General features: G+C 63.9%; 13 protein-coding genes. 6 read left to right on the top strand and 7 right to left on the bottom strand.

All coding sequences use genetic code 11. The features are described 5' to 3' along the window. Positions 1-108: 108 nt before the first annotated feature. Together ACO6VM_RS14770 and ACO6VM_RS14765 are read left to right on the top strand one after the other, a co-directional pair. Positions 109-714 carry a tRNA-uridine aminocarboxypropyltransferase gene (locus ACO6VM_RS14770; protein ID WP_422403464.1) on the top strand — a complete coding sequence of 202 codons (606 nt, stop codon included), beginning with the start codon at positions 109-111 and terminating at the stop codon, positions 712-714. 341 nt (positions 715-1,055) lie between these two features. Next, positions 1,056-1,574, top strand: coding sequence for a hypothetical protein (locus ACO6VM_RS14765; RefSeq protein ID WP_422403463.1), 519 nt, complete (start codon positions 1,056-1,058; stop codon positions 1,572-1,574). Between the two features lie 14 nt (positions 1,575-1,588). Here the strand turns inward: ACO6VM_RS14765 and ACO6VM_RS14760 are convergent, their stop codons facing one another. The 3 genes from ACO6VM_RS14760 to ACO6VM_RS14750 all read right to left on the bottom strand — a co-directional run bounded on the left by ACO6VM_RS14760 (position 1,589) and on the right by ACO6VM_RS14750 (position 6,654). Then, positions 1,589-2,944 (bottom strand): HlyD family type I secretion periplasmic adaptor subunit, encoded by a 1,356-nt coding sequence (locus ACO6VM_RS14760; RefSeq protein ID WP_125859581.1) that lies wholly within the window; start codon positions 2,942-2,944, stop codon positions 1,589-1,591. A 139-nt stretch (positions 2,945-3,083) separates the two neighbouring features. Beyond that, positions 3,084-5,219, bottom strand: a complete 2,136-nt coding sequence (locus ACO6VM_RS14755; RefSeq protein WP_422403465.1) for a type I secretion system permease/ATPase — start codon at positions 5,217-5,219, stop codon at positions 3,084-3,086. A 61-nt stretch (positions 5,220-5,280) separates the two neighbouring features. Then, complete coding sequence (locus ACO6VM_RS14750) at positions 5,281-6,654, bottom strand: TolC family outer membrane protein (RefSeq protein WP_422403462.1); 1,374 nt, start codon at positions 6,652-6,654, stop codon at positions 5,281-5,283. A 485-nt stretch (positions 6,655-7,139) separates the two neighbouring features. Here ACO6VM_RS14750 and ACO6VM_RS14745 point away from each other — a divergent pair, with 485 nt between their 5' ends. Further along, complete coding sequence (locus ACO6VM_RS14745) at positions 7,140-14,255, top strand: retention module-containing protein (protein WP_422403461.1); 7,116 nt, start codon at positions 7,140-7,142, stop codon at positions 14,253-14,255. Between the two features lie 53 nt (positions 14,256-14,308). On the opposite strand, the gene ACO6VM_RS14740 is transcribed toward ACO6VM_RS14745, so the two are convergent. Further along, positions 14,309-14,674, bottom strand: coding sequence for a YbaN family protein (locus ACO6VM_RS14740; protein WP_125859578.1), 366 nt, complete (start codon positions 14,672-14,674; stop codon positions 14,309-14,311). A gap of 8 nt (positions 14,675-14,682) precedes the next feature. After that, positions 14,683-15,270 carry a YecA family protein gene (locus ACO6VM_RS14735; protein ID WP_125859577.1) on the bottom strand — a complete coding sequence of 196 codons (588 nt, stop codon included), beginning with the start codon at positions 15,268-15,270 and terminating at the stop codon, positions 14,683-14,685. A 243-nt stretch (positions 15,271-15,513) separates the two neighbouring features. On the opposite strand from ACO6VM_RS14735, the gene recQ reads away from it, so the two are divergent. Beyond that, positions 15,514-17,661: a DNA helicase RecQ gene (recQ, locus tag ACO6VM_RS14730; protein ID WP_401056517.1), complete on the top strand. Its 2,148-nt coding sequence runs from the start codon at positions 15,514-15,516 to the stop codon at positions 17,659-17,661. 138 nt (positions 17,662-17,799) lie between these two features. After that, positions 17,800-18,237: a MarR family transcriptional regulator gene (locus ACO6VM_RS14725; RefSeq protein WP_125465059.1), complete on the top strand. Its 438-nt coding sequence runs from the start codon at positions 17,800-17,802 to the stop codon at positions 18,235-18,237. A 72-nt stretch (positions 18,238-18,309) separates the two neighbouring features. Here ACO6VM_RS14725 and ACO6VM_RS14720 read toward each other — a convergent pair whose 3' ends face one another. Continuing rightward, complete coding sequence (locus ACO6VM_RS14720) at positions 18,310-20,496, bottom strand: patatin-like phospholipase family protein (RefSeq protein ID WP_401056515.1); 2,187 nt, start codon at positions 20,494-20,496, stop codon at positions 18,310-18,312. A 66-nt stretch (positions 20,497-20,562) separates the two neighbouring features. On the opposite strand from ACO6VM_RS14720, the gene ACO6VM_RS14715 reads away from it, so the two are divergent. Beyond that, positions 20,563-20,844, top strand: a complete 282-nt coding sequence (locus ACO6VM_RS14715) for a SelT/SelW/SelH family protein (protein WP_110991950.1) — start codon at positions 20,563-20,565, stop codon at positions 20,842-20,844. Here the strand turns inward: ACO6VM_RS14715 and ACO6VM_RS14710 are convergent, their stop codons facing one another. Continuing rightward, a complete protein-coding gene (locus ACO6VM_RS14710) occupies positions 20,845-21,735 on the bottom strand; it encodes a DMT family transporter (protein ID WP_110991949.1) in 891 nt (296 codons plus the stop codon). Between the last annotated feature and the right edge of the window lie 80 nt (positions 21,736-21,815).

Here is a 21,815-nt window from a genome sequence, read left to right as displayed (position 1 = left end):
ACCCCCGTCTCTTCGTTGTTGTTTTTGTGCCGTTTCTCCCCCCCCCCGCGATTGGCCCGTAGTCACACAACCAACCTGTGGCAAACTGCGCGCCCCAAGGAGCCCGCCATGCCCAGACCCCATTGCGATCGCTGCCAGCGCCCGCTCGCCCACTGCCTCTGCCCGCTGATTCCAAGCCTCGACAGCCGTACCCGCGTGGTCGTGCTGCAGCATCCCAGCGAAACGTCGCATGCGCTGAATACCGCGCGCCTGGCAGCCCTCGGGCTGATCAATGCCGAGCTGCGGGTGGGGGAGGTATTCGATGACCTCGAAGCGTTGCTGGCTACACCGGGGTATCGGCCGGTGCTGCTGTTCCCCGGTGACGGTGCCGAGGTTCTGTGCAGCTATGGTGAAGGCTGCGATCTGCCGCTGCTGTTGATCGTCCCCGACGGCACCTGGCGCAAGGCGCGCAAGATGCTCTACCTGAACCCGCTGCTGGAGGGGCTGCCGCGGGTGACGCTCGGGCAGGTTGCGCCCTCACGCTATCGGCTGCGCAAGGCGCCGGAACCGGGAGCGTTGTCGACCATCGAGGCGGTGGTGCAGGCGTTGAATGTGCTGGAGGGGGCGGGTCGGTTCGATCCAGTGTTGCGACCTTTCGAGGCCCTGATCGAGGGGCAGATCAGGGCGATGGGGATGGACACATTCGAGCGTAATCACAACCTGGGATCAGACTAGTTCGAGTTTGATGTCTCGATTGGGCCGCATCGACTTTGGTGCGTGCTTGAAATCCCTTGAAACCACACGGGGCATGCCCAGCCGACCCGATGCGCTAAGGTTGCCCTCCAGTGAAATGCCAGGAGGGTGATGCCATGGGTTCCAAAGTCATATTTTCACAACGCCTCATCGCCGAAGCCAACGCCAGGCTGTGCGAGAGGCGCTCCAGGAGGTGGCCAGAGCGGGAGCGTCGGTGGCCATGGGCCGTGGAGGACATCCTTTACAACACGCGCCACAGCCGGGAAGACATCAGGGCGGCACTTGAGGCGGCGATGAGAAGGTTGAATCAGGATTGAGTAGAAATGGCGAAGGATCGCTACAACTTCATCTATACGGACCTGGTGGAAAACGATGCCGATCTTCTGGGAATGATCGCCTACGCCTTATACAAACGGCAGAAAATCGAATTCATCCAGGGCTGGCGGGAGCGGCTGGGCAATGATCCCGGCGAGGCAGACCTTGCGCATTTTCACGCGATCAGCAACTCCCGCTTCCAGCAGGAAACGTACCGGAGCCAGGCCGGCAAGTTGGCCGAGGATTTCCTCAACACCTCACTCGAGGGGCAGGCGCAAGAGTTGGAGCATCGGCTGGCGGGGCAGGCAAACGAGGAAATCAGGCGCTACAAGCCGAACTACTGGACGGGCGTTTCACAGGGCGTGGTTGCCTCGGTGATCTCGGTACTGCTGTTGGGGTTGCTGGTGATGTTCACCTGGAGCTTGAACCAGGGGCCACGGCAAGTCATCGAGCAGGTCTTCAATGTCAGGATCATCGATCTACAGTCTCCACCCAACGGCTTACTGGCTGATCCCATGCCCATGTAGGTCGCACGTTTCGATCAGCGTTCGCGCAACGCTTCGGTCCGTGCCTTCAACACCGGCTTCAACAGGTAGTCCAGCACACTCTTCTGCCCGGTGATGATATCCACCGTGGCCACCATTCCCGGGATGATCAGCAACGGCTTGTTATCCCCACCCAGGTGGTTCTTGTCGGTGCGTACCTGGATCAGGTAGAACGCGTTGCCCTTGTCATCGGTGACGGTGTCCGCACCGATCAGCTCCAGCTTGGCCTTGAGCCCGCCGTAGATGGTGTAGTCATAGGCACTGAACTTGACCATCGCCGTCTGCCCCGGGTGCAGGAACGCCACGTCCTGTGGCCTTACCTTGGCCTCGATCAGCAGGTTGTCCTCGATCGGCACGATCTCTACCAGATCGCTGCCGGGCTGTACCACGCCGCCGATGGTGTTGACCTTGAGCAGCTTGACGATGCCGTGCACCGGCGACACCACGGTGGTGCGGTTGACCCGGTCGTCGATGGCGATGCTGGTGGCGGTGATCTTCGAAAGCTCGGTGCGTTTGTCGTTGAGCTCCTTGGCCGCCTCGGAGCGGAAGGTGGCGTCGGACTCCTGAATCTTGCTGCGGATCTCGGCCACGGCCGCTTCGGCGCGGGGGATCGCCAGGCTGGTGGCATTGAGCTGGCCTCGGGCTTCGACGGTGCGCTGCTTGAGGCGCAGGATTTCCACCGGCGAGATGGCGCCCTTGCTGACCAGCGGCGCCGACATGTCCAGTTCCTGTTGCAGCAGGCCCAGCGCCGAGCGGTATTGGTCGACCTTGGAGCGGAATTCAGCGAGCTCCTGGGTCTTCTGCCGCAGTTGTTCGTTGAGGGTCTGCTTCTCGCTGGCCAGGCGACGCTGACGTGAGTCGTACAGGGCCGCTTCGTCCTCGGCTACTTGCGGGGCTTTGTCGCGGACATCCTGCGACAGCACGAAAGGGCGGCCTTCAGCTTCGGCCGACAAGCGCTCGACCTGGGCGGTGAGGGCGTAGCGGTCGGCTTCGCTTTCGCCCTTGTTCGACTTGAACCGAGTGTCGTCCAGGCGCAGCAGGGTGGCGCCCTTGTCGACCATCTGGCCTTCGCGCACGAAGAGCTCGGTGACAATGCCGCCTTCGAGGTTCTGCACCACCTGCACCTTGCTCGACGGGATGGCCTTGCCTTCGCCGACCGTGACCTCGTCGAGCACGGCGAAATTGGCCCAGACCAGGGCCACCAGCAGCAGGATTGCGGCCAGCCACACGGTCAGGCGCGACAGGCTGGGTGAATCCTGCAGGGTGGCGCCGGCGAGCTCTGGCAGGTAATCGCGCTCAGCGTGCTTTTCGGTGCCTTGGAGGTAGCTGCGTACGCTGTGGAAAATGGACATGGGCTACCTCGCCAGCGAGTGGGTCGTGGGAGCGGGCTTGCCCCGCGATTGCGTCACTTGCGTCAATGCACTGCTCAAGCCTGGCCCCATCGCGGGGCAAGATCGCTCCCACGACGTTCCAGGGTGAATCGGAGGTTGCTTACAGCGCCGAACCGATACGGCCCTTGCGCAGTGCATCGATCACCGCATCTTTCGGCCCGTCGGCGACGATCTTGCCGTTGTCCAGCACCAGCAGCCGGTCCACCAGGCTGAGCATCGAGGTGCGGTGCGTGACCAACAGCAGTGTCTTGCCCGGTACCCAGTTCGCCAGGCGCTGGCGCAGTTGTTCCTCACTGCTGTTGTCCATGTGGCTGGTGGGTTCGTCGAGGATCAGGATCGGTGGTTCCAGCAACAGTGCCCGGGCCAGCAGCACGGCCTGGCGCTGGCCACCGGAGAGCAGTTGACCGCGCTCGCCCACCGGGCGCTCGAAACCTTGCGGGTGCTGCCGGGCGAGGTCACTGACGCCGGTCAGCTCGGCCACTTCGAGCATGCGTGCATCGCTGACATGCCGCGCACCGAGGGTGAGATTGTCGCGCAGGCTGCCGGCCAGCAGCGGCAGATCATGGGCGACGTAGCCGATCTGGTTGCGCAGGTCGGCAATGTCCAGTTGGCGCAGGTCGAGGTTGTCCAGCAGTACCTGGCCCTCGTCGGGGTGATGGAAGCCCATCAGCAGCCGCGCCAGGGTGCTCTTGCCCGAGCCGCTGCGGCCAATGATGCCGATGCGCTCGCCCGCTTTGAGGGTGAAGCTCACGTCGTTCAGGGCTGGGGCAGCCTGGCCTGGGTAGCGGAAGGTGACGTGGCTGATGCTCACGCCGCCGTGCAGTGTGGTGTGTTCGAGCGCCAGCCGGTCCGCCTGGCGCTCCTGCGGCAGGCTCATCAGCGCATCGGTGCTTTGCATGGTCAACTGCGCCTGCTGGTAGCGGGTGATCAACCCGGCAATCTGGCCCAGTGGGGCAAGCACGCGACTGCCCAGCATGTAGCTGGCAACCAGGGCGCCCACGCTGAGGTTGCCAGCGATGATGCTGTATACGCCAGCGACTATGGTGGCCATGCCGCAGAACTGCTGGATGAACAGCGTACCGTTGGTGGCCAGTGACGACAGGTTGCGTGCGTGGGCGTCGAGGCGGGTGATGGCGCCGTTGGTGTGCTCCCACTGGTACTGGCGCTCGCTTTCGGCGCCGCAGGCCTTGAGAGTTTCCAGGCCGCCGAGGGTTTCGATCAGCAGGGCCTGGCGCACGGCGCCAAGGCTCAGGCTCTTTTGCACGGTGTCGCGCAGGCGCGCCTGGATGAACAGCGCCAGGCCCATGGCCACCGGGAAAGCGATCAGCGGGATCAGTACCAGCCAGCCGCCAAGCAGGCCGATCACTACCAGCATCAACGCGACGAAGGGCAGGTCGATGATGCTGGTCAGCGTCACGGCGGTGAGGAATTCGCGCAGGCCCTGGAAGTCATGGATGCTCTGGGCGAAACCACCGATGGTGGCCGGGCGGGCTTTCATGCTCATGCCGGTGATGCGTTCGAACAAGGTGGCGGACAGGATCAGGTCGGTCTTCTTGCCGGCCTGGTCCAGCAGGTGGGCGCGGACCATGCGCAGCACCAGCTCGAAGGCGGTGCCGATGAACAGGCCGGCGACCAGTACCCACAAGGTCGACAGCGCCTGGTTGGGGACCACGCGGTCGTAGGTCTGCATGACGAACAGCGGCACCATCAACCCCAGCAGGTTGATCAGCAGGCTCGCCAGCAGCGCGTCGCCGTACAGCCAGCGGGAATGGCGCAAGGTGTCGCGGAACCAGGCGTTGACCCGCGGAATCAGCGGCGCGCGTACGTCTTCCAGGGTGTGGCGGGGGCGGGCGAACAGGGCCTGGCCGCTGTAGGCTTCGGCCAGTGCCTCGCGCTCGACCCATTGTTCACCGCCTTCGGCCTCGCACGGCAGCAGCAAGGCCCGGCCGTCGTCCCCCCAACGTTGCAACACGGCGCTGCGGCCTTCGTTGAGGATCAACAGCACGGGCAGGTTGAGCGGCGAGATGGCGTCCAGCGTGCGCTGCAGCACCCGCGCCTGTAACCCGGCACGGGCGGCGGCGCGCGGCAGCAGCGCCAAGCCCAGGCGCTGCTCGCCCAGCGGCAGGCCGCTGCACAGGCTGGCGCGGCTGGCCGGGCAGCCATGCAGCTTGCACAGGATCAGCAAGCCATCGAGCAACGGATCATCCACATCCAGGCGCGGTTGGGTGCTTTGCATGCTGGTCACGATGGCCTACTCCTGCCGCGGTGGACGCATAAAGATCCCTGCTTTTTGAGGCCTAGCGCATGTCGGGCAGCCTGGCCTCGTTACGCACTTCGCTCTTGGCGATGGCTTCCGGCGGCAGCGAGATGCGTTGTTTGCCCAGCAGCTCACCCATGGTCGCCAGTACCCGGTACATCGAGAACTCCTCGGTGTAACGCACCTCGGTGTAGCGGCGGTTGGCGTTGTACAGCTCGTTTTCGCTGTCGAGCAGATCGAGCAGGGTGCGTTGGCCGAGGCCGAACTGGTCCTGGTAGGCGGCGCGCACGCGCTGGGTGGTTTCGGCGTATTCACGTGCGGTGGGGGTCTGCTTGCGCGCGTTGTTCATGGCGTTCCAGGCCAGGCCGAGGTTTTCGTTGAGCTCGCGCAGGGCGTTGTTGCGGATGTCCATGGCCTGGTTGATCTTGTGGGCGTCGGACTGCAGGCGAGCCTTGTCACTGCCCCCGCGGAAGAGGTTGTAGCTGAGCTCGACGCCAGCCTGCCAGTCGTTGTTGTCATGGCCCTTCTGGCCTGCGGTGTTGTTGTTGGCGCCGGTGGCCAGTACTGCGTCCAGACGCGGATAGAAGGGCGACTTGGCCACTTCGTACTGTTGCTCGGCGGACTTGATGTCCGCTTGTGCCGACTTGAGGTAGGGGTTGTTCTCGAGCATGCCCTGGCGGGCATCCTGCAGGGTGCCTGGCACTTCACCCTTGATCGTGACCGGCGTTTCCAGCTCGTCGGGCACGCGCCCGACCACGCTGTAGAAGTTGGTTTCGGCGTCTGCCAGATCGACTTCGGCGGTGTCCAGGTTGTTCTCGGCCAGGGCGCGACGGGCGCTGGACTGGTCGAGGTCGGCGTTGCTGCCCACGCCACGCTCGCTGCGCAGGCCGATCTGGTCATTGACCCGCAGGTGGGCCTGCAGGTTGTTCTTGGCCAGGCTCACCAGTTCGCGGCGCTTGAGCACTTCGAGGTAGACCTCGATGGCGCGCAACGCCACGGTCTCGGCGGTGGCCTGGGTGTAGTAGGCGCGGGAGTTGGCCACCGCTTCGGTGCGGCCGACTTCGTTGGCCGTGTTGAAGCCGTCGAACAGCATCTGCCGCAGGCGCAGTTCGGACTGGGTGTAGCTGAGGGTTTCTTTGTTGTGGTTGCGCGTACCGTCCGGGTTGAAGCCGCGGGTGTTGGTGTTGTCCGAGCGCTGGCGGCCATAGCCGCCCACCAGGTCGACGGTTGGGTAGTAACCCCCGCGGGCGAACTTCACATCCTCGTCGGCCGACAGCCGGCTGTTGCGGCTGGCGCTGATCTGGGGATGCTGGTCCACGGCACTCTGCACGGCTTCGGTGATGGACATCGCCTGAGTATTGGCACACGCCATGGCCAATAGAATCGCACTGGTGAGGGGGGTTAATGTGCGCATGGGGTACTTCTCCCTGGTCTCTAAAAAGTCCTGCGATCGCCAATAAAATGACGAAATATTAGAATCAAACCGTTTCAGGTTTGTAACAACAGAGCTAAGAACATTTAACGCGCGAACTAAGAAGAATTTCTCATAAGGTATATGCGAAAAAAAACTTATGCGGTCTAAAGAAACCACGACATTGTTTTATCCAGGTGGCTCGGCGAACTGGCTGGGATAGGCGGTTTTCGGGCTTTGCAGAAAGTTCTAGATTTTTTGCGGATAAGCAGTACGGGGAGGACGGCGAAAGCGGAATTTGGCGACAATAAATTGGCATCTATTAATGGCCATTGCCTATCACCGCTATCGCAGCAGTAGTCACATGGAGGGTGATGCCCGCGTATGTGACAGTAACGGTCCGGCAAACAGTCCACACGGAACGTTGCACGATTTACCCGACATGCCTTGATCTGCGAAAAGCCCATCGGCAGGGGAGGCGTGCATTCATGGCCAGATTAGTCGGCGTGGTCAGCAAGGTGGTTGGCCAGGTTTTCGCGGTTGGGGACGACGGCCACCGGCGGTTGCTGGTGGAGGGCGACCGCCTGTTTGCCGGTGAGCAGCTCGAAACGGGGGATGCCAGTGCCGTGGCAGTGCGCCTGCAGAACGGTGCCGAACTCACACTGGGCCGCGACAGCAGCCTGCAGATGACCCCGGAGCTGCTGGCCAATCACGCACCCCATGTGCATACCCCCGACCTGCAACCGAGCGAGGCGCAACTCAGTGATGTCGAGCGCTTGCAAAAGGCCATCGCTGCGGGCGCCGACCCGACTGAGGAAGCCGAGGCCACTGCGGCGGGTGGTAACCCCGGTGGTGTGGCCGGCGCGTTGGGTGGCGGGCACAGTTTCGTCATGTTGTCCGAGGTGGCAGGGCGCGTCGCCCCTACCATCGGTTTCCCCACGGCAGGTTTCAACGGTATCCCCGAGCTGGCCAACCGTTATCTGGGCGAGCGGGACACCGACGGCAACGACAGTGGGGCATTGAATCCGCTTGCGCCACCACCGCCAGTCAATCCGCCGGATCACCCGGTCACCCTCAAGGGCCTGGAGGTCGAGCCCGGTGAGCTGACCGTGAATGAAGCCAACCTGCCGCAGGGCAGCGCGGACAACCCGGCGGCACTGACGCAAAGCGGCAGTTTCAACGTGGTGGCGCCGGATGGGGTATACAACCTCAGTGTCGGCGGCATCAACGTGGTTACCGCCGGTGTGGTGACCGGTGTGGGGCAGTCCATCGTCACCGGCCTTGGCAATATCCTCACCATCACTGGCTACAACCCGGCCACGGGCGTGGTCAGCTACAGCTACACGCTGCAGAGTAACGAAAGCCATGCCAATGGCGATGGCACCAACAGCCTGATGGAGCACTTCCCGGTCAGTGTCACCGACAGCAACGGCAGCCATGCCAGCGGCAGCCTTGATGTGAACATTGTCGACGACGTGCCCAAGGCCAATGCCGACTTCGCCCAAATCACCGAGGGTGACAGCTTCAGCGGCAACGTGCTGGACAACGACGTCAAAGGCGCCGATGTGCGCGGTGACGGCCAGTATGTGGTCGGGGTGCGAGCAGGCGACGATACGTCGAGCTCTGCGCACGGGCATTTAGGCGACCCGATCTATGGCCAATATGGCTACCTGACCCTGGATGCCCAGGGCAATGCCACTTACCACGCCAATCCCAACCAGGACTTGCCGCCATGGGCGACGGACACCTTTGTCTACACCATTCGTGACGCCGACGGTGACGAGAGCACCACGACCATCTCGGTCAAGGTGCTGGACAGCAAGCTGATCGCCGGCACCGACAGTGAAGTGACGGTCTACGAGAAAGCCCTGGACCTGACCAAGGACGGCAATGACCTGGCCGGTGGCAACGTAGAGGGGAGCGACCCGCATTCCAGTGGCGAAACAGCATCCGGTTCGCTGGCCAATGCGGTCACCGGTGGTGTCGGTGCATTGACCTTCACCTTGGTCGGCAATGCTGCAGGCCAGTACGGCCAGATCCTGCTGAACGCTGATGGCAGCTACACCTATACCCTGACCTCGGCGCCCAACTCACCAAACCACGCCAATGATGGCCCGAACGTGATCACCGAAAGCTTCACCTATCAGGTGAAGGACTCGGTGGGTAACACCACCACGAGCACCATCGTGATCAGCATCGTCGACGATGTGCCCAAGGCTCAGGCCGACTTCGCCCATGTCACCGAGGGCGACAGCATCAGCGGCAACGTGCTGGACAACGACGTCAAAGGCGCCGATGTACGTGGCGACGGCCAGTATGTGGTCGGGGTGCGGGCAGGCGACGATACGTCGAGTTCTGCGCACGGTCATTTAGGTGACCCGATCTACGGCCAATATGGCTACCTGACCCTGGATGCCCAGGGCAATGCCATCTACCACGCCAACCCCAACCAGGACCTGCCGCCATGGGCGACGGACACCTTCGTCTACACCATCCGTGATGCCGACGGTGACGAGAGCACTACGACCATCTCGCTCAAGGTGCTGGACAGCAAGCTGATCGCCGGCACCGATAGTGAAGTGACGGTCTACGAGAAAGCCCTGGACCTGACCAAGGATGGCAATGACCTGGCCGGTGGCAACGTAGAGGGGAGCGACCCGCATTCCAGTGGCGAAACAGCATCCGGTTCGCTGGCCAATGCGGTCACCGGTGGTGTCGGTGCATTGACCTTCACCTTGGTCGGTAATGCTGCTGGCCAATACGGCCAGATCCTGCTGAACGCCGATGGCAGCTACACCTACACCCTGACCTCGGCGCCCAACTCGCCAAACCACGCCAATGATGGCCCGAACGTGATCACCGAAAGCTTCACCTATCAGGTGAAGGACTCGGTGGGTAACACGACCACCAGTACCATCGTGATCAGCATCGTCGATGATGTGCCCAAGGCTCAGGCCGACTTCGCCCATGTCACCGAGGGCGACAGCATCAGCGGCAACGTGCTGGACAACGACGTCAAAGGCGCCGATGTGCGCGGCGACGGCCAGTATGTGGTCGGGGTGCGTGCAGGCGACGATACGTCGAGTTCTGCGCACGGGCATTTAGGCGACCCGATCTACGGCCAATATGGCTACCTGACCCTGGATGCCCAGGGCAATGCCACTTACCACGCCAACCCCAACCAGGATCTGCCACCTTGGGCGACGGACACCTTCGTCTACACCATCCGTGACGCCGACGGCGATGAGAGCACCACGACCATCTCGGTCAAGGTGCTGGACAGCAAGCTGATCGCTGGCACCGACAGCGAAGTGACGGTCTACGAGAAAGCCCTGGACCTGACCAAGGATGGCAATGACCTGGCCGGTGGCAACGTAGTGGGGAGCGACCCGCATTCCAGCGCCGAAACAGCATCCGGTTCGCTGACCGATGCGGTCACCGGCGGTGTCGGTGCATTGACCTTCACCCTGGTCGGCAATGCAGCTGGCCAATACGGCCAGATCCTGTTGAACGCCGATGGCAGCTACACCTACACCCTGACCTCAGCGCCGAACTCGCCGAACCATGCCAACGACGGCCCTAACGTGATCACCGACAGCTTCACCTACCAGGTGAAGGATTCGCTGGGTAACACCACCACCAGCACCATCGTGATCAGCATCGTCGACGACGTGCCCAAGGCCCATTGCGATTTCGCCCATGTCAGCGAGGGCGACAGCATCAGCGGCAATGTGCTGGCCAACGATGTGATCGGCGCCGATGTCCGTGGCGACGGCCAGTACGTGGTGGGTGTGCGCGCCGGCAACGACACCTCCACCTCGGCCAGCGGCCATGTGGGCGACCCTATCAACGGGCTGTACGGTTACCTGACCCTGGATGCCCAGGGCAATGCCACCTACCACGCCAACCCCAACCAGGACTTGCCGCCATGGGCGACGGACACCTTCGTCTACACCATCCGTGATGCCGACGGCGACGAGAGCACTACGACCATTTCGGTCAAGGTGCTGGACAGCAAACTGGTCGCCGGCACCGACAGTGAAGTGACGGTCTACGAGAAAGCCCTGGACCTGACCAAGGATGGCAATGACCTGGCCGGTGGCAACGTAGTGGGGAGCGACCCGCATTCCAGCGCCGAAACAGCATCCGGTTCGCTGACCGATGCGGTCACCGGCGGTGTCGGTGCATTGACCTTCACCCTGGTCGGCAATGCAGCTGGCCAATACGGCCAGATCCTGCTGAACGCCGATGGCAGCTACACCTACACCCTGACCTCAGCGCCGAACTCGCCGAACCATGCCAACGACGGCCCTAACGTGATCACCGACAGCTTCACCTACCAGGTGAAGGATTCGCTGGGTAACACCACCACCAGCACCATCGTGATCAGCATCGTCGACGATGTGCCCAAGGCCCATTGCGATTTCGCCCATGTCAGCGAGGGCGACAGCATCAGCGGCAATGTGCTGGCCAACGATGTGTTCGGCGCCGATGTACGCGGCGACGGCCAGTACGTGGTGGGTGTGCGCGCCGGCAACGACACCTCCACCTCGGCCAGTGGCCATGTGGGCGATCCTATCAACGGGCTGTACGGTTACCTGACCCTGGATGCCCAGGGCAATGCCACCTACCACGCCAACCCCAACCAGGACTTGCCGCCGTGGGCGACGGACACCTTCGTCTACACCATCCGTGATGCCGACGGCGACGAGAGCACCACGACCATCTCGGTCAAGGTGCTGGACAGCAAGCTGACGGCGTCCGAGGACAACGACGTCACTGTGTATGAAAAAGCTCTGGACCTGCACAAGGACGGCAATGACCTCGCGGCCGGCAGCGTCGTGGGCAGCGACCCAGGGTCGACCGGCGAGACGGCGTCCGGCAGCCTGGTCGGGTCGGTCACCGGCGGCTCCGGCGCCTTGACCTACAGCCTGGAGGGCAATGCGGCAGGGCAGTACGGGCAGCTTCTGCTCAAGGCTGACGGTTCCTACACCTACACCCTGACCTCTGCACCGAAAAACCCGGGCGGCGCCAACGATGGTGCCAACACGGTGGTGGAACACTTCACTTACAAGGCCACCGACGCACAGGGCAACAGTGTCACCAACACCATTGCCATCAACATCGTCGACGACGTGCCCAAGGCCGAGTGCGCAGTGCGCAGCATCACCCCCGGCCAGGTGGACTCCAATATCCTGCTGGTGATCGATGTCTCCGGCAGCATGGCCTGGGACTCCGGCGTGAATGGCCTGAGCCGGCTGGACCTGGCCAAGCAGGCGATCAACACGCTGTTGGACAAGTACGACGCGATGGGAGACATCAAGGTGCAGATTGTCACCTTCTCCAGCGGCGCCACCCAGCAAGCGCAGACGTGGGTATCGATCGGCGAGGCCAAGCACCTGATCGCCGGGCTCCACGCCGACGGCGCGACCTACTACGACTCGGCAGCCACCAAGGCCCAGCAGGCGTTCGCCGCCAGCGGCAAGCTCGACGGTGCACAGAATGTCAGTTACTTCTTCTCCGACGGTGAGCCGAGCTCGGGCCACGGCATGACCTCCACGCGTGAAACCACATGGGAGACATTCCTCGACCAGAATGGCGTCAAGTCCTACGCCATCGGTATGGGCAATGGCGTCAACGAGGGCAATCTCGACCCGCTGGCCTACGATGGCAGCAGCCATGTCGATACCCAGTCGGTGGTGGTTACCGACCTCAACCAGCTCGGCGCGGTGCTCTCGGGCATGGTGCAGGGCGCACCGATCACCGGCAGCCTGATGAGTGGCGGCGACTTCGGTGCCGATGGTGGCTTCATCAAAGCCCTGATGGTGGACGGCACCACCTATGGCTTCGACCCGAAAGCCAACGGCGGGCAGGGCGGTTACACGGTCAGTGGCGGGGTGGACAAGGCGTCGTTCGATACCGTCAGCAACAGCCTCACCATCAAGACCAGCCTGGGCGGCACCCTGCTGGTGAACATGGACAACGGTGAATTCACCTACACACCACCCAAGGACAACGGCGGCCAGGTGGAGAAATTCACCTTCACGGCCAGCGACAACGACGGTGATACCAGCACTGCCACCCTGACGGTGAACATCAACGGCAACCATGCACCGATCGCCGGTGCGGACCACATCATCACCAATATCAGCGGTACCAGCGTCAGCGTGCCGGCCGAAGCGCTGCTGGCCAACGACAGCGATGCGGACCACGATCGGCTGAGCGCGGCGCCGATTACCTTCAACACTGGCTTCGCCGACAAAGGTGCAGGCTTCACCCCGGGCCTCCAGGCGCAGACCGTCTACATGGACGGTACCAAGGACCGTGCCGAGAACCAGTTCCGCACCCTGGCACGCAGCGAGTTCACCAGCCAGTCGGGCAGCATGACCGCGGCACTGGTGGTGGCGGGCTACCTCGGGCTGATCAGCAACAGCAACGCCAACGACGAGGACACTTTCACCGTCACCCTGCGCAAGGGCGAAACCCTTACCCTCGATCACGACCGCCCGGCCGGCAACCTGATGATGGAGTGGAAGGATGCCACTGGCAGTTACCAGCCGATTGCCGATGGCAAGAGTTTCACGGCCAGCCATGACGGGGTGTACAGCATTCACCTGGTCAACACCGAGAACGCCCTGGGTAGCAGCAAGGCCGCCGAGAACTACAAGCTGAGCCTGCTGGTGGACTACAGCAACGCCAGTAACCCCGTGGTCCATGACACCTACAGTGTCAGCGACAACCATGGCGGCAGCGCCACCGGCGCGGTGGACATCACCTACCAGTCGGGTAGCACGCTCAACGGCACGGCAGGTGATGATGTGCTGCTGGCCGGTGCGGGCAACGACAAGCTGGAGGGTGGGGCAGGGCACGACGTGCTGGTGGGGGGCGACGGCAACGACAGCCTGTACGGCGGTGATGGCGACGACCTGTTGATCGGCGGCCCTGGCAATGACCTGCTGGATGGCGGGGCCGGAGTCGACACCGCCAGCTATGCCTCGGCTACCGGTGCGGTAACGGTGGACCTGGGGCTCGCCGGTGCCCAGAACACCGGTGGTGCCGGCACCGATACCTTGACCGGGATCGAGAACCTGATCGGTTCGGACTACAACGACACCCTGATCGGTAATGATGCTGACAACCTGCTCAGTGGCGGCGCGGGTAACGATGTGCTCAAGGGTGGTGGCGGCAACGACACGCTCATTGGCGGCCCGGGTGATGACACCCTGACCGGCGGCAGTGGCAACGACACCTTCGTCTGGCAGAAGGGCGATAGCGGGCATGACACCGTGACCGATTTCACCCCGGGCTCCGATCGCCTCGATCTGTCGCAGCTGCTGCAGGGTGAGAACGCCACCAGCGCCTCGCTGGATGACTACCTGCACTTCAAGGTCAGCGGCACGGGCAGCAACGTGGTGTCGACCATCGAGGTGAGCAGCGTTGCGGGGGCGGCGCCGACCCAGACCATCGAGCTGGCCGGGGTCGACCTGGCCCAGCATTACGGGGTCACGGCAGGTGCCGGTGGGCTGATCGCGGCCGGGCATGATACGGCGACCATCATCAACGGCATGCTCAATGACCATTCGTTGAAGGTGGATACGGTGTAGATGGCCTTGACCGCCTCACTGGGCAAGTCGCAGCGATTTGCCCAGTGAGGGTGTCAGCCTTGGCGGCGCAATGTTTTCTGCTTGAGAATCCAGGCACTGACCAGCACCGCGCTGGTCAGCATGAACGCCCGCGCCCAGAACAGCGGTACCAGGTAGCACGACAAGCCGATGCTCGCCCACATCAGGCCGATCGCATACACCTTGCCTTTGAGCGGGATGCCCTCGCCGCTGAGGTAGTCGCGTATCCACGGCCCGAGTTTCGGGTGGTTCACCAACCAAGTGTGAAAGCGCGGCGAGCTACGGGCAAAACAGGCCGCCGCGAGCAGCAGGAAAGGGGTGGTGGGCAGCACCGGCAGGAAGATCCCCAGCACCCCCAGCGCGACGCTGAGCCAGCCGACGGCCAGCAGCAGGTAGCGCACCACGCCGATCAGTGGCGGCGTGGTTTGAGTACGGCAGGTTTTTCGTCCGGTGCGTGCTGCAGCAGGAACAGCGCGCTCAGCGCTTCGGGAATCTGCACGATCATGTCGTCCTGCAGGTTGGCATCGCTGGCGATGTCGGCGAACTCTGGCTGCTCGTCGAACAGGCCCGAACCGACCATGATCGGCAGGAGCATTTCGCTGACTTCATCCTCGGAGTTGTCGAACCAGGCCTCTTCACGCAGGAATACGCCCTCCATGAAGCCGATGCACCAGCCGCGCAGGTCCGAGTCGTCCGGCTCGTCGGTCAGGTCGAGGTCGCACGGCAGGTCGAATTCCTCTTCGCTGGCCAACTGGCGAGCGATGTGGCCCTTTAGGGCTACCAGCGTCGCTTCGATCTCGGTGCGCTGGGCATCGCTGGTGTAGTGGGGCTCTTCAGCGAACAGCGCGTCGATCCATTCGCGCTCGGGAACCTCTTCCGAGCAGATCGACAGTGCGGTCAGGTAGCCGTGTGCGGCGACGTAGTCCAGCGCTTCTTCGTGCAACTCATCGGCATCGAGGAAGGCTTGCAGGCGGGTCAGTTGCTCGGCGAAGGACATTACAGGGCTACCTTGGGGAATAAACGATAACGAATTCTAGCACCTTGCGGCGTTCACGGGGCAAAGGGAACGTCTGTCACCGCAGCCTGCCGTGGGCTGAGCCAGTCGGGTATACTCCGCCACTTTTCGTGTTGGGTGGCCTGTGCGGCGATCCGGCAAAAAACGCTTACGCATTTGTACGGTGCCTGGCGGATTTATCGTCCAGCCTGTGTCCAGGATGGTACGGCGATTTTGGAGTGGCAAATGCTCGAACAGGCTCAGCGCGTCCTCAAGGATGTCTTCGGTTACGACAGTTTCCGTGGGCGCCAGGCCGCGATCATCGAATGCGTGGCCAATGGCGGCGATGCCCTGGTGCTGATGCCCACCGGCGGCGGCAAGTCGCTGTGCTTCCAGGTGCCGGGGCTGCTGCGCCCGGGCCTGACGGTAGTGGTGTCGCCACTGATCGCGTTGATGGCCGACCAGGTCGCTACCCTTGACGAACTGGGGGTGGCTGCCGCGGCGCTCAACTCCTCCCTCAGTGCCGAGCAGCAGCGTGAACTGGCCGGGCGCCTGCGCCGCGGCGAGGTGAAGATGCTGTACCTGGCGCCCGAGCGCCTGGTACAGCAGCGCATGCTGGATTTTCTGCGCGACCTCGACATCTCGCTGTTCGCCATCGATGAAGCCCACTGCGTATCGCAATGGGGCCACGACTTCCGCCCCGAATACCTGCAACTGGGCCAGCTCGCCGAGCTGTTCCCCCATGTGCCGCGCATCGCCCTCACCGCCACCGCCGACATGCGCACCCGCGAGGAAATCGTCCAGCGCCTGCACCTGCAGGGCGCCGAGCGCTTCCTGTCGAGCTTCGACCGGCCGAACATCTTCTACCGCATCGTGCCCAAGGAAGCGCCGCGCAAGCAGCTGATGGCCTTCCTCGCCGAGCGCCGTGGCAACGCCGGCATCGTCTACTGCCTGTCGCGCAAGAAAGTCGACGAAACCGCAGCCTTCCTCTGCGAACAAGGCTTCCCGGCGCTGCCCTATCACGCAGGCCTGGCAGCCGAAACCCGCGCCGCCAACCAGCACCGCTTCCTCAACGAGGAAGGGCTGATCATGGTCGCCACCATCGCCTTCGGCATGGGCATCGACAAGCCCAACGTGCGCTTCGTCGCCCACCTCGACCTGCCCAAGTCGCTCGAGGCCTACTACCAGGAAACCGGCCGTGCCGGCCGTGATGGCCTGCCGTCGGACGCCTGGATGGCCTACGGCCTGCAGGACATGGTGATGCTCAAGCAGATGTTGCAGAACTCCGAAGGCGACGAGCGCCACAAGCGCATCGAGCAGCACAAGCTCGACGCCATGCTGGCGCTGTGCGAAGAGACCCGCTGCCGCCGCCAGTCGCTGCTGGCCTACTTCGACGAAGTGCTGGAGCAGCCCTGTGGCCACTGCGACAACTGCGTAGACCAGATCCAGACCTGGGACGCCACCGAGCCTGCCCGGCAGGCATTGTCGGCGGTGTTCCGCACCGGCCAGCGTTACGGCGTCGGCCACCTGGTCGACGTGCTGCTGGGCAAGGACAACGAAAAGGTGCGCAACTTCGGCCACGAGAAGCTCTCGGTTTACGGCGTCGGCAAGGCGCTGGCCGAGGCCGAATGGCGCTCGCTGTTCCGCCAACTGGTGGCACGCGGCCTGGTGGACATCGACCTCGAAGGCTATGGCGGCCTGCGCCTGTCCGACAGCTGCCGCCCGCTGCTGCGTGGCGAGGTCAACCTGCAACTGCGCCGCGACCTCAAGCCGCAGACCGTGGCCAAGTCGTCCGGCAGCAGCGGTGGCAGCCCGGCCAGCCAGCTGGTGCGGGCCGAGGAGCGCGAGCTGTGGGAGGCGCTGCGCACCCTGCGGCGCAAACTGGCCGAAGAGCACAGCGTGCCGCCCTACGTCATCTTCCCCGACTCGACGCTGTTGGAAATGCTGCGCAGCATGCCCACCAGCCTCAGCGACATGGCCCAGGTCAGCGGCGTCGGCGCACGCAAGCTGGAGCGCTACGGCCAGGCCTTCCTCGAAGTGCTCAATGGCGCCGGCGGCACCGAGGAGGCGCCGAAAGTGGTGCTCGACCTGCGCCACGAACTGGTCAGCCTGGCCCGTGCCGGCATGACCCCGGCGCAGATCGCCGGCCAGCTCAACTGCAGCGAGAAGAACGTCTACAGCCTGTTGGCAGAAGCCATTGGCCGCCAGGAGCTGAGCCTGGAGCAAGCGCTCGACCTGCCCGAAGAGCTGATGATGGAAGTGCAGGATGCCTTCCTCGATGGCGAGGGCGAGCTGCCGCCGGTTTCGGCTGTCGCGCCATTGTTCGGCGCGCGCGTTCCCGAAGGCGTGTTGTATTGCGTGCGGGCGGCGCTGGCATCGGAGTTCGAACTGTGATCGCTGGCATTTGTGCCATTTACTGACCTTTGTCAGGCGATTACCGGATTATCGGATGTTTCCCAAGCGCTGAACCTTGCCTCATGGGCTGGGGCATGGTTAGCTGACTAATAATTAGTTCTATTCTTTGAGTTGCTTATGCCCCTGACCGACAACCAACACCGCTTCGGCATGCAGCTGGCCCAGATGTCCCGGGGCTGGCGTGCCGAACTGGACCGCCGCCTCGCCGGGCTCAATCTTTCCCAGGCGCGCTGGTTGGTGCTGTTGCACCTGGCGCGTTTTGACGATGCGCCAACCCAGCGTGAGCTGGCCCAGAGCGTCGGGGTTGAAGGCCCGACCCTGGCCCGCCTGCTCGACAGCCTGGAAACCCAGGGCCTGGTGCGGCGTCAGGCGGTAGTGGAAGATCGCCGGGCGAAGAAGATTGTGCTGTGCCCACCGGCCAAACCGCTGATCGAGCAGATCGAGACCATCGCCAATGCTTTGCGCGTCGAGCTGTTCAGCGGGGTGGATGAAGCCGATCTGGAAGTGTGCATGCGGGTGCATGCCAAGATCCTCGGCAATCTCGAGAAGTCCTGAGTTGCTGCCAAATCGCGGGGCAAGCCCGCTCCCACAACGGTTCGTGGGAGCGGGCTTGCCCCGCGATGCTTTCTAGAAGGTGTGCCCCAGATTCAGGTACACCGCCTGCTCATTCGCATCGTTGGCCCCATAGCTCAGGTTAAGCGGGCCCAGCGGCGTCTCCAGCCCGAGGAAGATGCTCGCGGCATTGATGTAGCCACTGTCGAACTCATTGTCGTTGTTCCACGCCCGGCCCCGCTCCAGCGACCCGCCCATGTACAGCGGGAAGTCCAGCGGCAGGTAGGCGCGTGGTGTCAGGCGGCGGTAATAGACCATGCGCAGCAGGCTCATGTTCTGCCCGGAGATCGAGTCCTGGCGAAAGCCTGACAACTGGCGGGCGCCACCAAACACGAAGCTTGATGTCACCACTTCGGCCTCATCCAGCGTGCGCCCGTAGCGCCCACCCAGCACCAAGGTATTCGGCCCGCTGCTGAAGGCCTTGTCCAGGTTGAACAACCACTGCCGGTAGTTCTGGTCCGAATCCAGCGACTGGTCGTACTTGCGCGCGGTCAGGCCGATCTGCTCGCCGCCATGGGGGAAGTAGACATTGTCGAAGGTATCGTACGAGTACTTGAGCTCGTAGAAGCCCTCGTTGAAGCTGACCTTGGGCAGGCTCTGGTCGCCGATGCGCACCTCGGCCTGGCCCCAGGCCTTGCCCACGCCCAGGCGCACTTCGCCGTAGGTGCTGATCTGCCGCCCGACGTTCAGGCCAAAGCCGTAGCGCTCCAGGCGGTACTCGGCCACCGGGTCGTTGTCCAGCGTGGCCTCGACGTTCTGTGAACCGAGGTCCAGATAAGGGGCGATGAAGTAGCGCGAGCCAACGTCCAGCGGCTGGTAGAACTCGCTGTACAGCTCCTGCTGGTCGCCGATCTGGGCGCGGGTGAGCCATTCGGCGCCCAGGCGGTTGATGCCGTTGACCCGGTAGCTGGCGCCCAGGTTGAAGGCGCTGTCGCCGCGCAGGTCATCGGACAGGTTCAGGCCCAGGCGCAGGTAGTCGGTGCCGCCGCGTCGGCCGCGGGCCTTGATCACCAGGGTGTTGGCGTCGCCTTTGTGCACCACGCGGTATTGCACCTGGTCGAAATAGTCCAGGCCGTACAGGGTGCCCATGTCGGTTTGCAGGCGATCGAGTTGCAGCGGCTCGCCGATCGGCTGGCGGATGTAGTAACGAATCACGTCGTCGCTGACCTTGGAGTCGTTTTCCACCTTGATCGCAGTGATCACCGGGGTGCGCTGGCCGGGTGAGCGGGCCACCGCCAGGCCGGCATCACCGTCGGCCTGGCGCAGCGCCGCCAGCCGCGGGTCAAGGGCGCGAGTGGCGCGGTAGCCGGCGTCGATCATGTCGTGGGCGCGGCCGAAGTCGGTGACGCCGAAGCTGGCCAGCGGCGGCTGCACCAGGATGTCGTCGCGGGCCAGGCTGGCCAATTGCTCCTCGGAGTTGCGCCGGGTCATCAGGGTGATCGACTGGTTGAGCACGTCGACCACCGTGGCCAACTGCTTGCGGTTGCGCAGCGGGGTGCCGATGTCGACCACGATGGCGATGTCGACGCCCATCTCGCGCACCACATCCAGCGGGATGTTGTCGGTCATGCCGCCGTCCACCAGCAGCCGGCCGTCCAGCTCCACCGGGGCGAACACCGCCGGGATCGACATGCTGGCGCGCACCACCTGGGGCAGGTGGCCGCGGCGGAACACCACTTTTTCACCCGTGGTGATGTCGGTGGCCACGGCGCGGAAGGGAATCGGCAGCTTGTCGAAGTCGCGGATATCGGCAGTGTGCGCCAGCTTGCTCTCCAGCAGCAGCGAGAGGTTCTGGCCCTGGATCACCCCCAGCGGCAGGCCCAGGCTGCCATCGTCGCGGAAGCTCAGCTTCTGCTTGACCAGGAAATCGCGGTCATCCTGCTTGCGGCGGAACGGGATATCCTCGCGCGGCGGGGCATCGGACAGCGCCTGCTGCCAGTCCAGGGTGGTCGCCAGTTTTTCCAGCTCCTCGACGCTGTAGCCCGAGGCATACAGCCCGCCGACCACCGCGCCCATGCTGGTGCCGGCGATGGCGTCGATGCGCACGCCTTGTTCCTCCAGGGCCTTGAGCACACCGATGTGCGCCAGGCCGCGGGCGGCACCGCCCGACAGCACCAGGCCGACCTTCGGCCTGGCAGGCTCGGCGGCGAACAGGGTGAGGGAGGTGAGCGTCAGCAAAAGGCATAACAGCAGGCGGCGCATCGTGAGTCTCAAAAGCAGCGGTAAAGACCGCTAGTATAAGCGGCCCTTCCTCTGGAGATGCCCGACATGGCCGACAGCAAACCGCAGATCGTCATTACCTACTGCACCCAGTGCCAATGGCTGCTGCGTGCCGCCTGGCTGGCCCAGGAGCTGCTCAGCACCTTCGCCGACGAGCTTGGCCAGGTGGCGTTGGCGCCAGGTACCGGTGGCGTGTTCCGCATCACGTGCGACGGCGTGCAACTGTGGGAGCGCAAGGCTGATGGCGGCTTCCCCGAAGCCAAGGTGCTCAAGCAGCGGCTGCGCGACCTGATCGACCCCGAGCGCGACCTGGGCCACAACGATCGCTGATCAGGCGCTCTCCACCACGGCGCGCGGTTTCACCGGCTGCTCGGCGGCCATGCGGCTGGACAGCACGATGGCGAAGATGATCAGCGCGCCGCCGGCGAGCATGCGCAGGGTGGGGGTTTCGGCGAACACCACCCAGGCCACGGCGATGCCGTAGACCGGCTCCATGCCGAACACCACCGCCGCGGTGCGGGCCTTGATCACCGCCAGGCTGGCGACGAACAGGCTGTGGGCGACACCGGTGCAGAACACCCCCAGCAGGGCGATCCACAGCCAGTCCATGGGCGCTACGCTGGTCAGCCCCGGGGCGGCGAAGGGCAGCAGGCACAGGCTGACCACCAGGTTCTGCCACAGCGCCGCCTGCACCGCCGGCAGGCGCCCGGAACCTGCGCGGTTGGTCAGTGACAGCAGCGAGAACAGCAGCCCCGAAAGCAGCGCCCAGAGCAGCCCGCCGGTGGCCTCGCTGGCCAGGTCGAAAGCAGGGGTGACCAGCACCAGGCCGATGCTCACCAGCACAACCAGCACGGCCTCGTTGCGACGGATACGCTCACGGAACAACAGGCCTTCAAGGATGACCGTGAAGGCCGGGAAGCTGGCAAAGCCCAAGGTGGCAATGGCCACGCCCGCGACCTTGACCGCGACGAAGAAGCTCACCCAGTGCCCCGCCAGCAATACCCCGCCCAGCAGCAGGCGGCGTAGGTCGCGCCCGCCCAAAGGCTGCCAGGCCTGACGCGCCAGGCTGGCGAACAGGCCCAAGGCGAGCACGGCGAAGGCGGCGCGGCCGAAGACGATGATCGACGGGCTGGCACTGGCGGCCAGTTTGCCGAACACGCCGGTCAGGCCGAAGAACAGCGCGCCAATGTGCAGGGCGCCGAGGGCGGTGCGGTGGTTCATGGTGGTCCTTGGGTTGTTTGCGCGATATTACCGGCCCTATCGCGGGGCAAGCCCGCTCCCACGCTAAAGGCAGGTTCTAC

This window comes from Pseudomonas sp. GZD-209, from assembly GCF_049310485.1.
Lineage (GTDB): Bacteria > Pseudomonadota > Gammaproteobacteria > Pseudomonadales > Pseudomonadaceae > Aquipseudomonas > Aquipseudomonas sichuanensis.
This window is presented reverse-complemented; position numbering and strand designations above follow the sequence as displayed.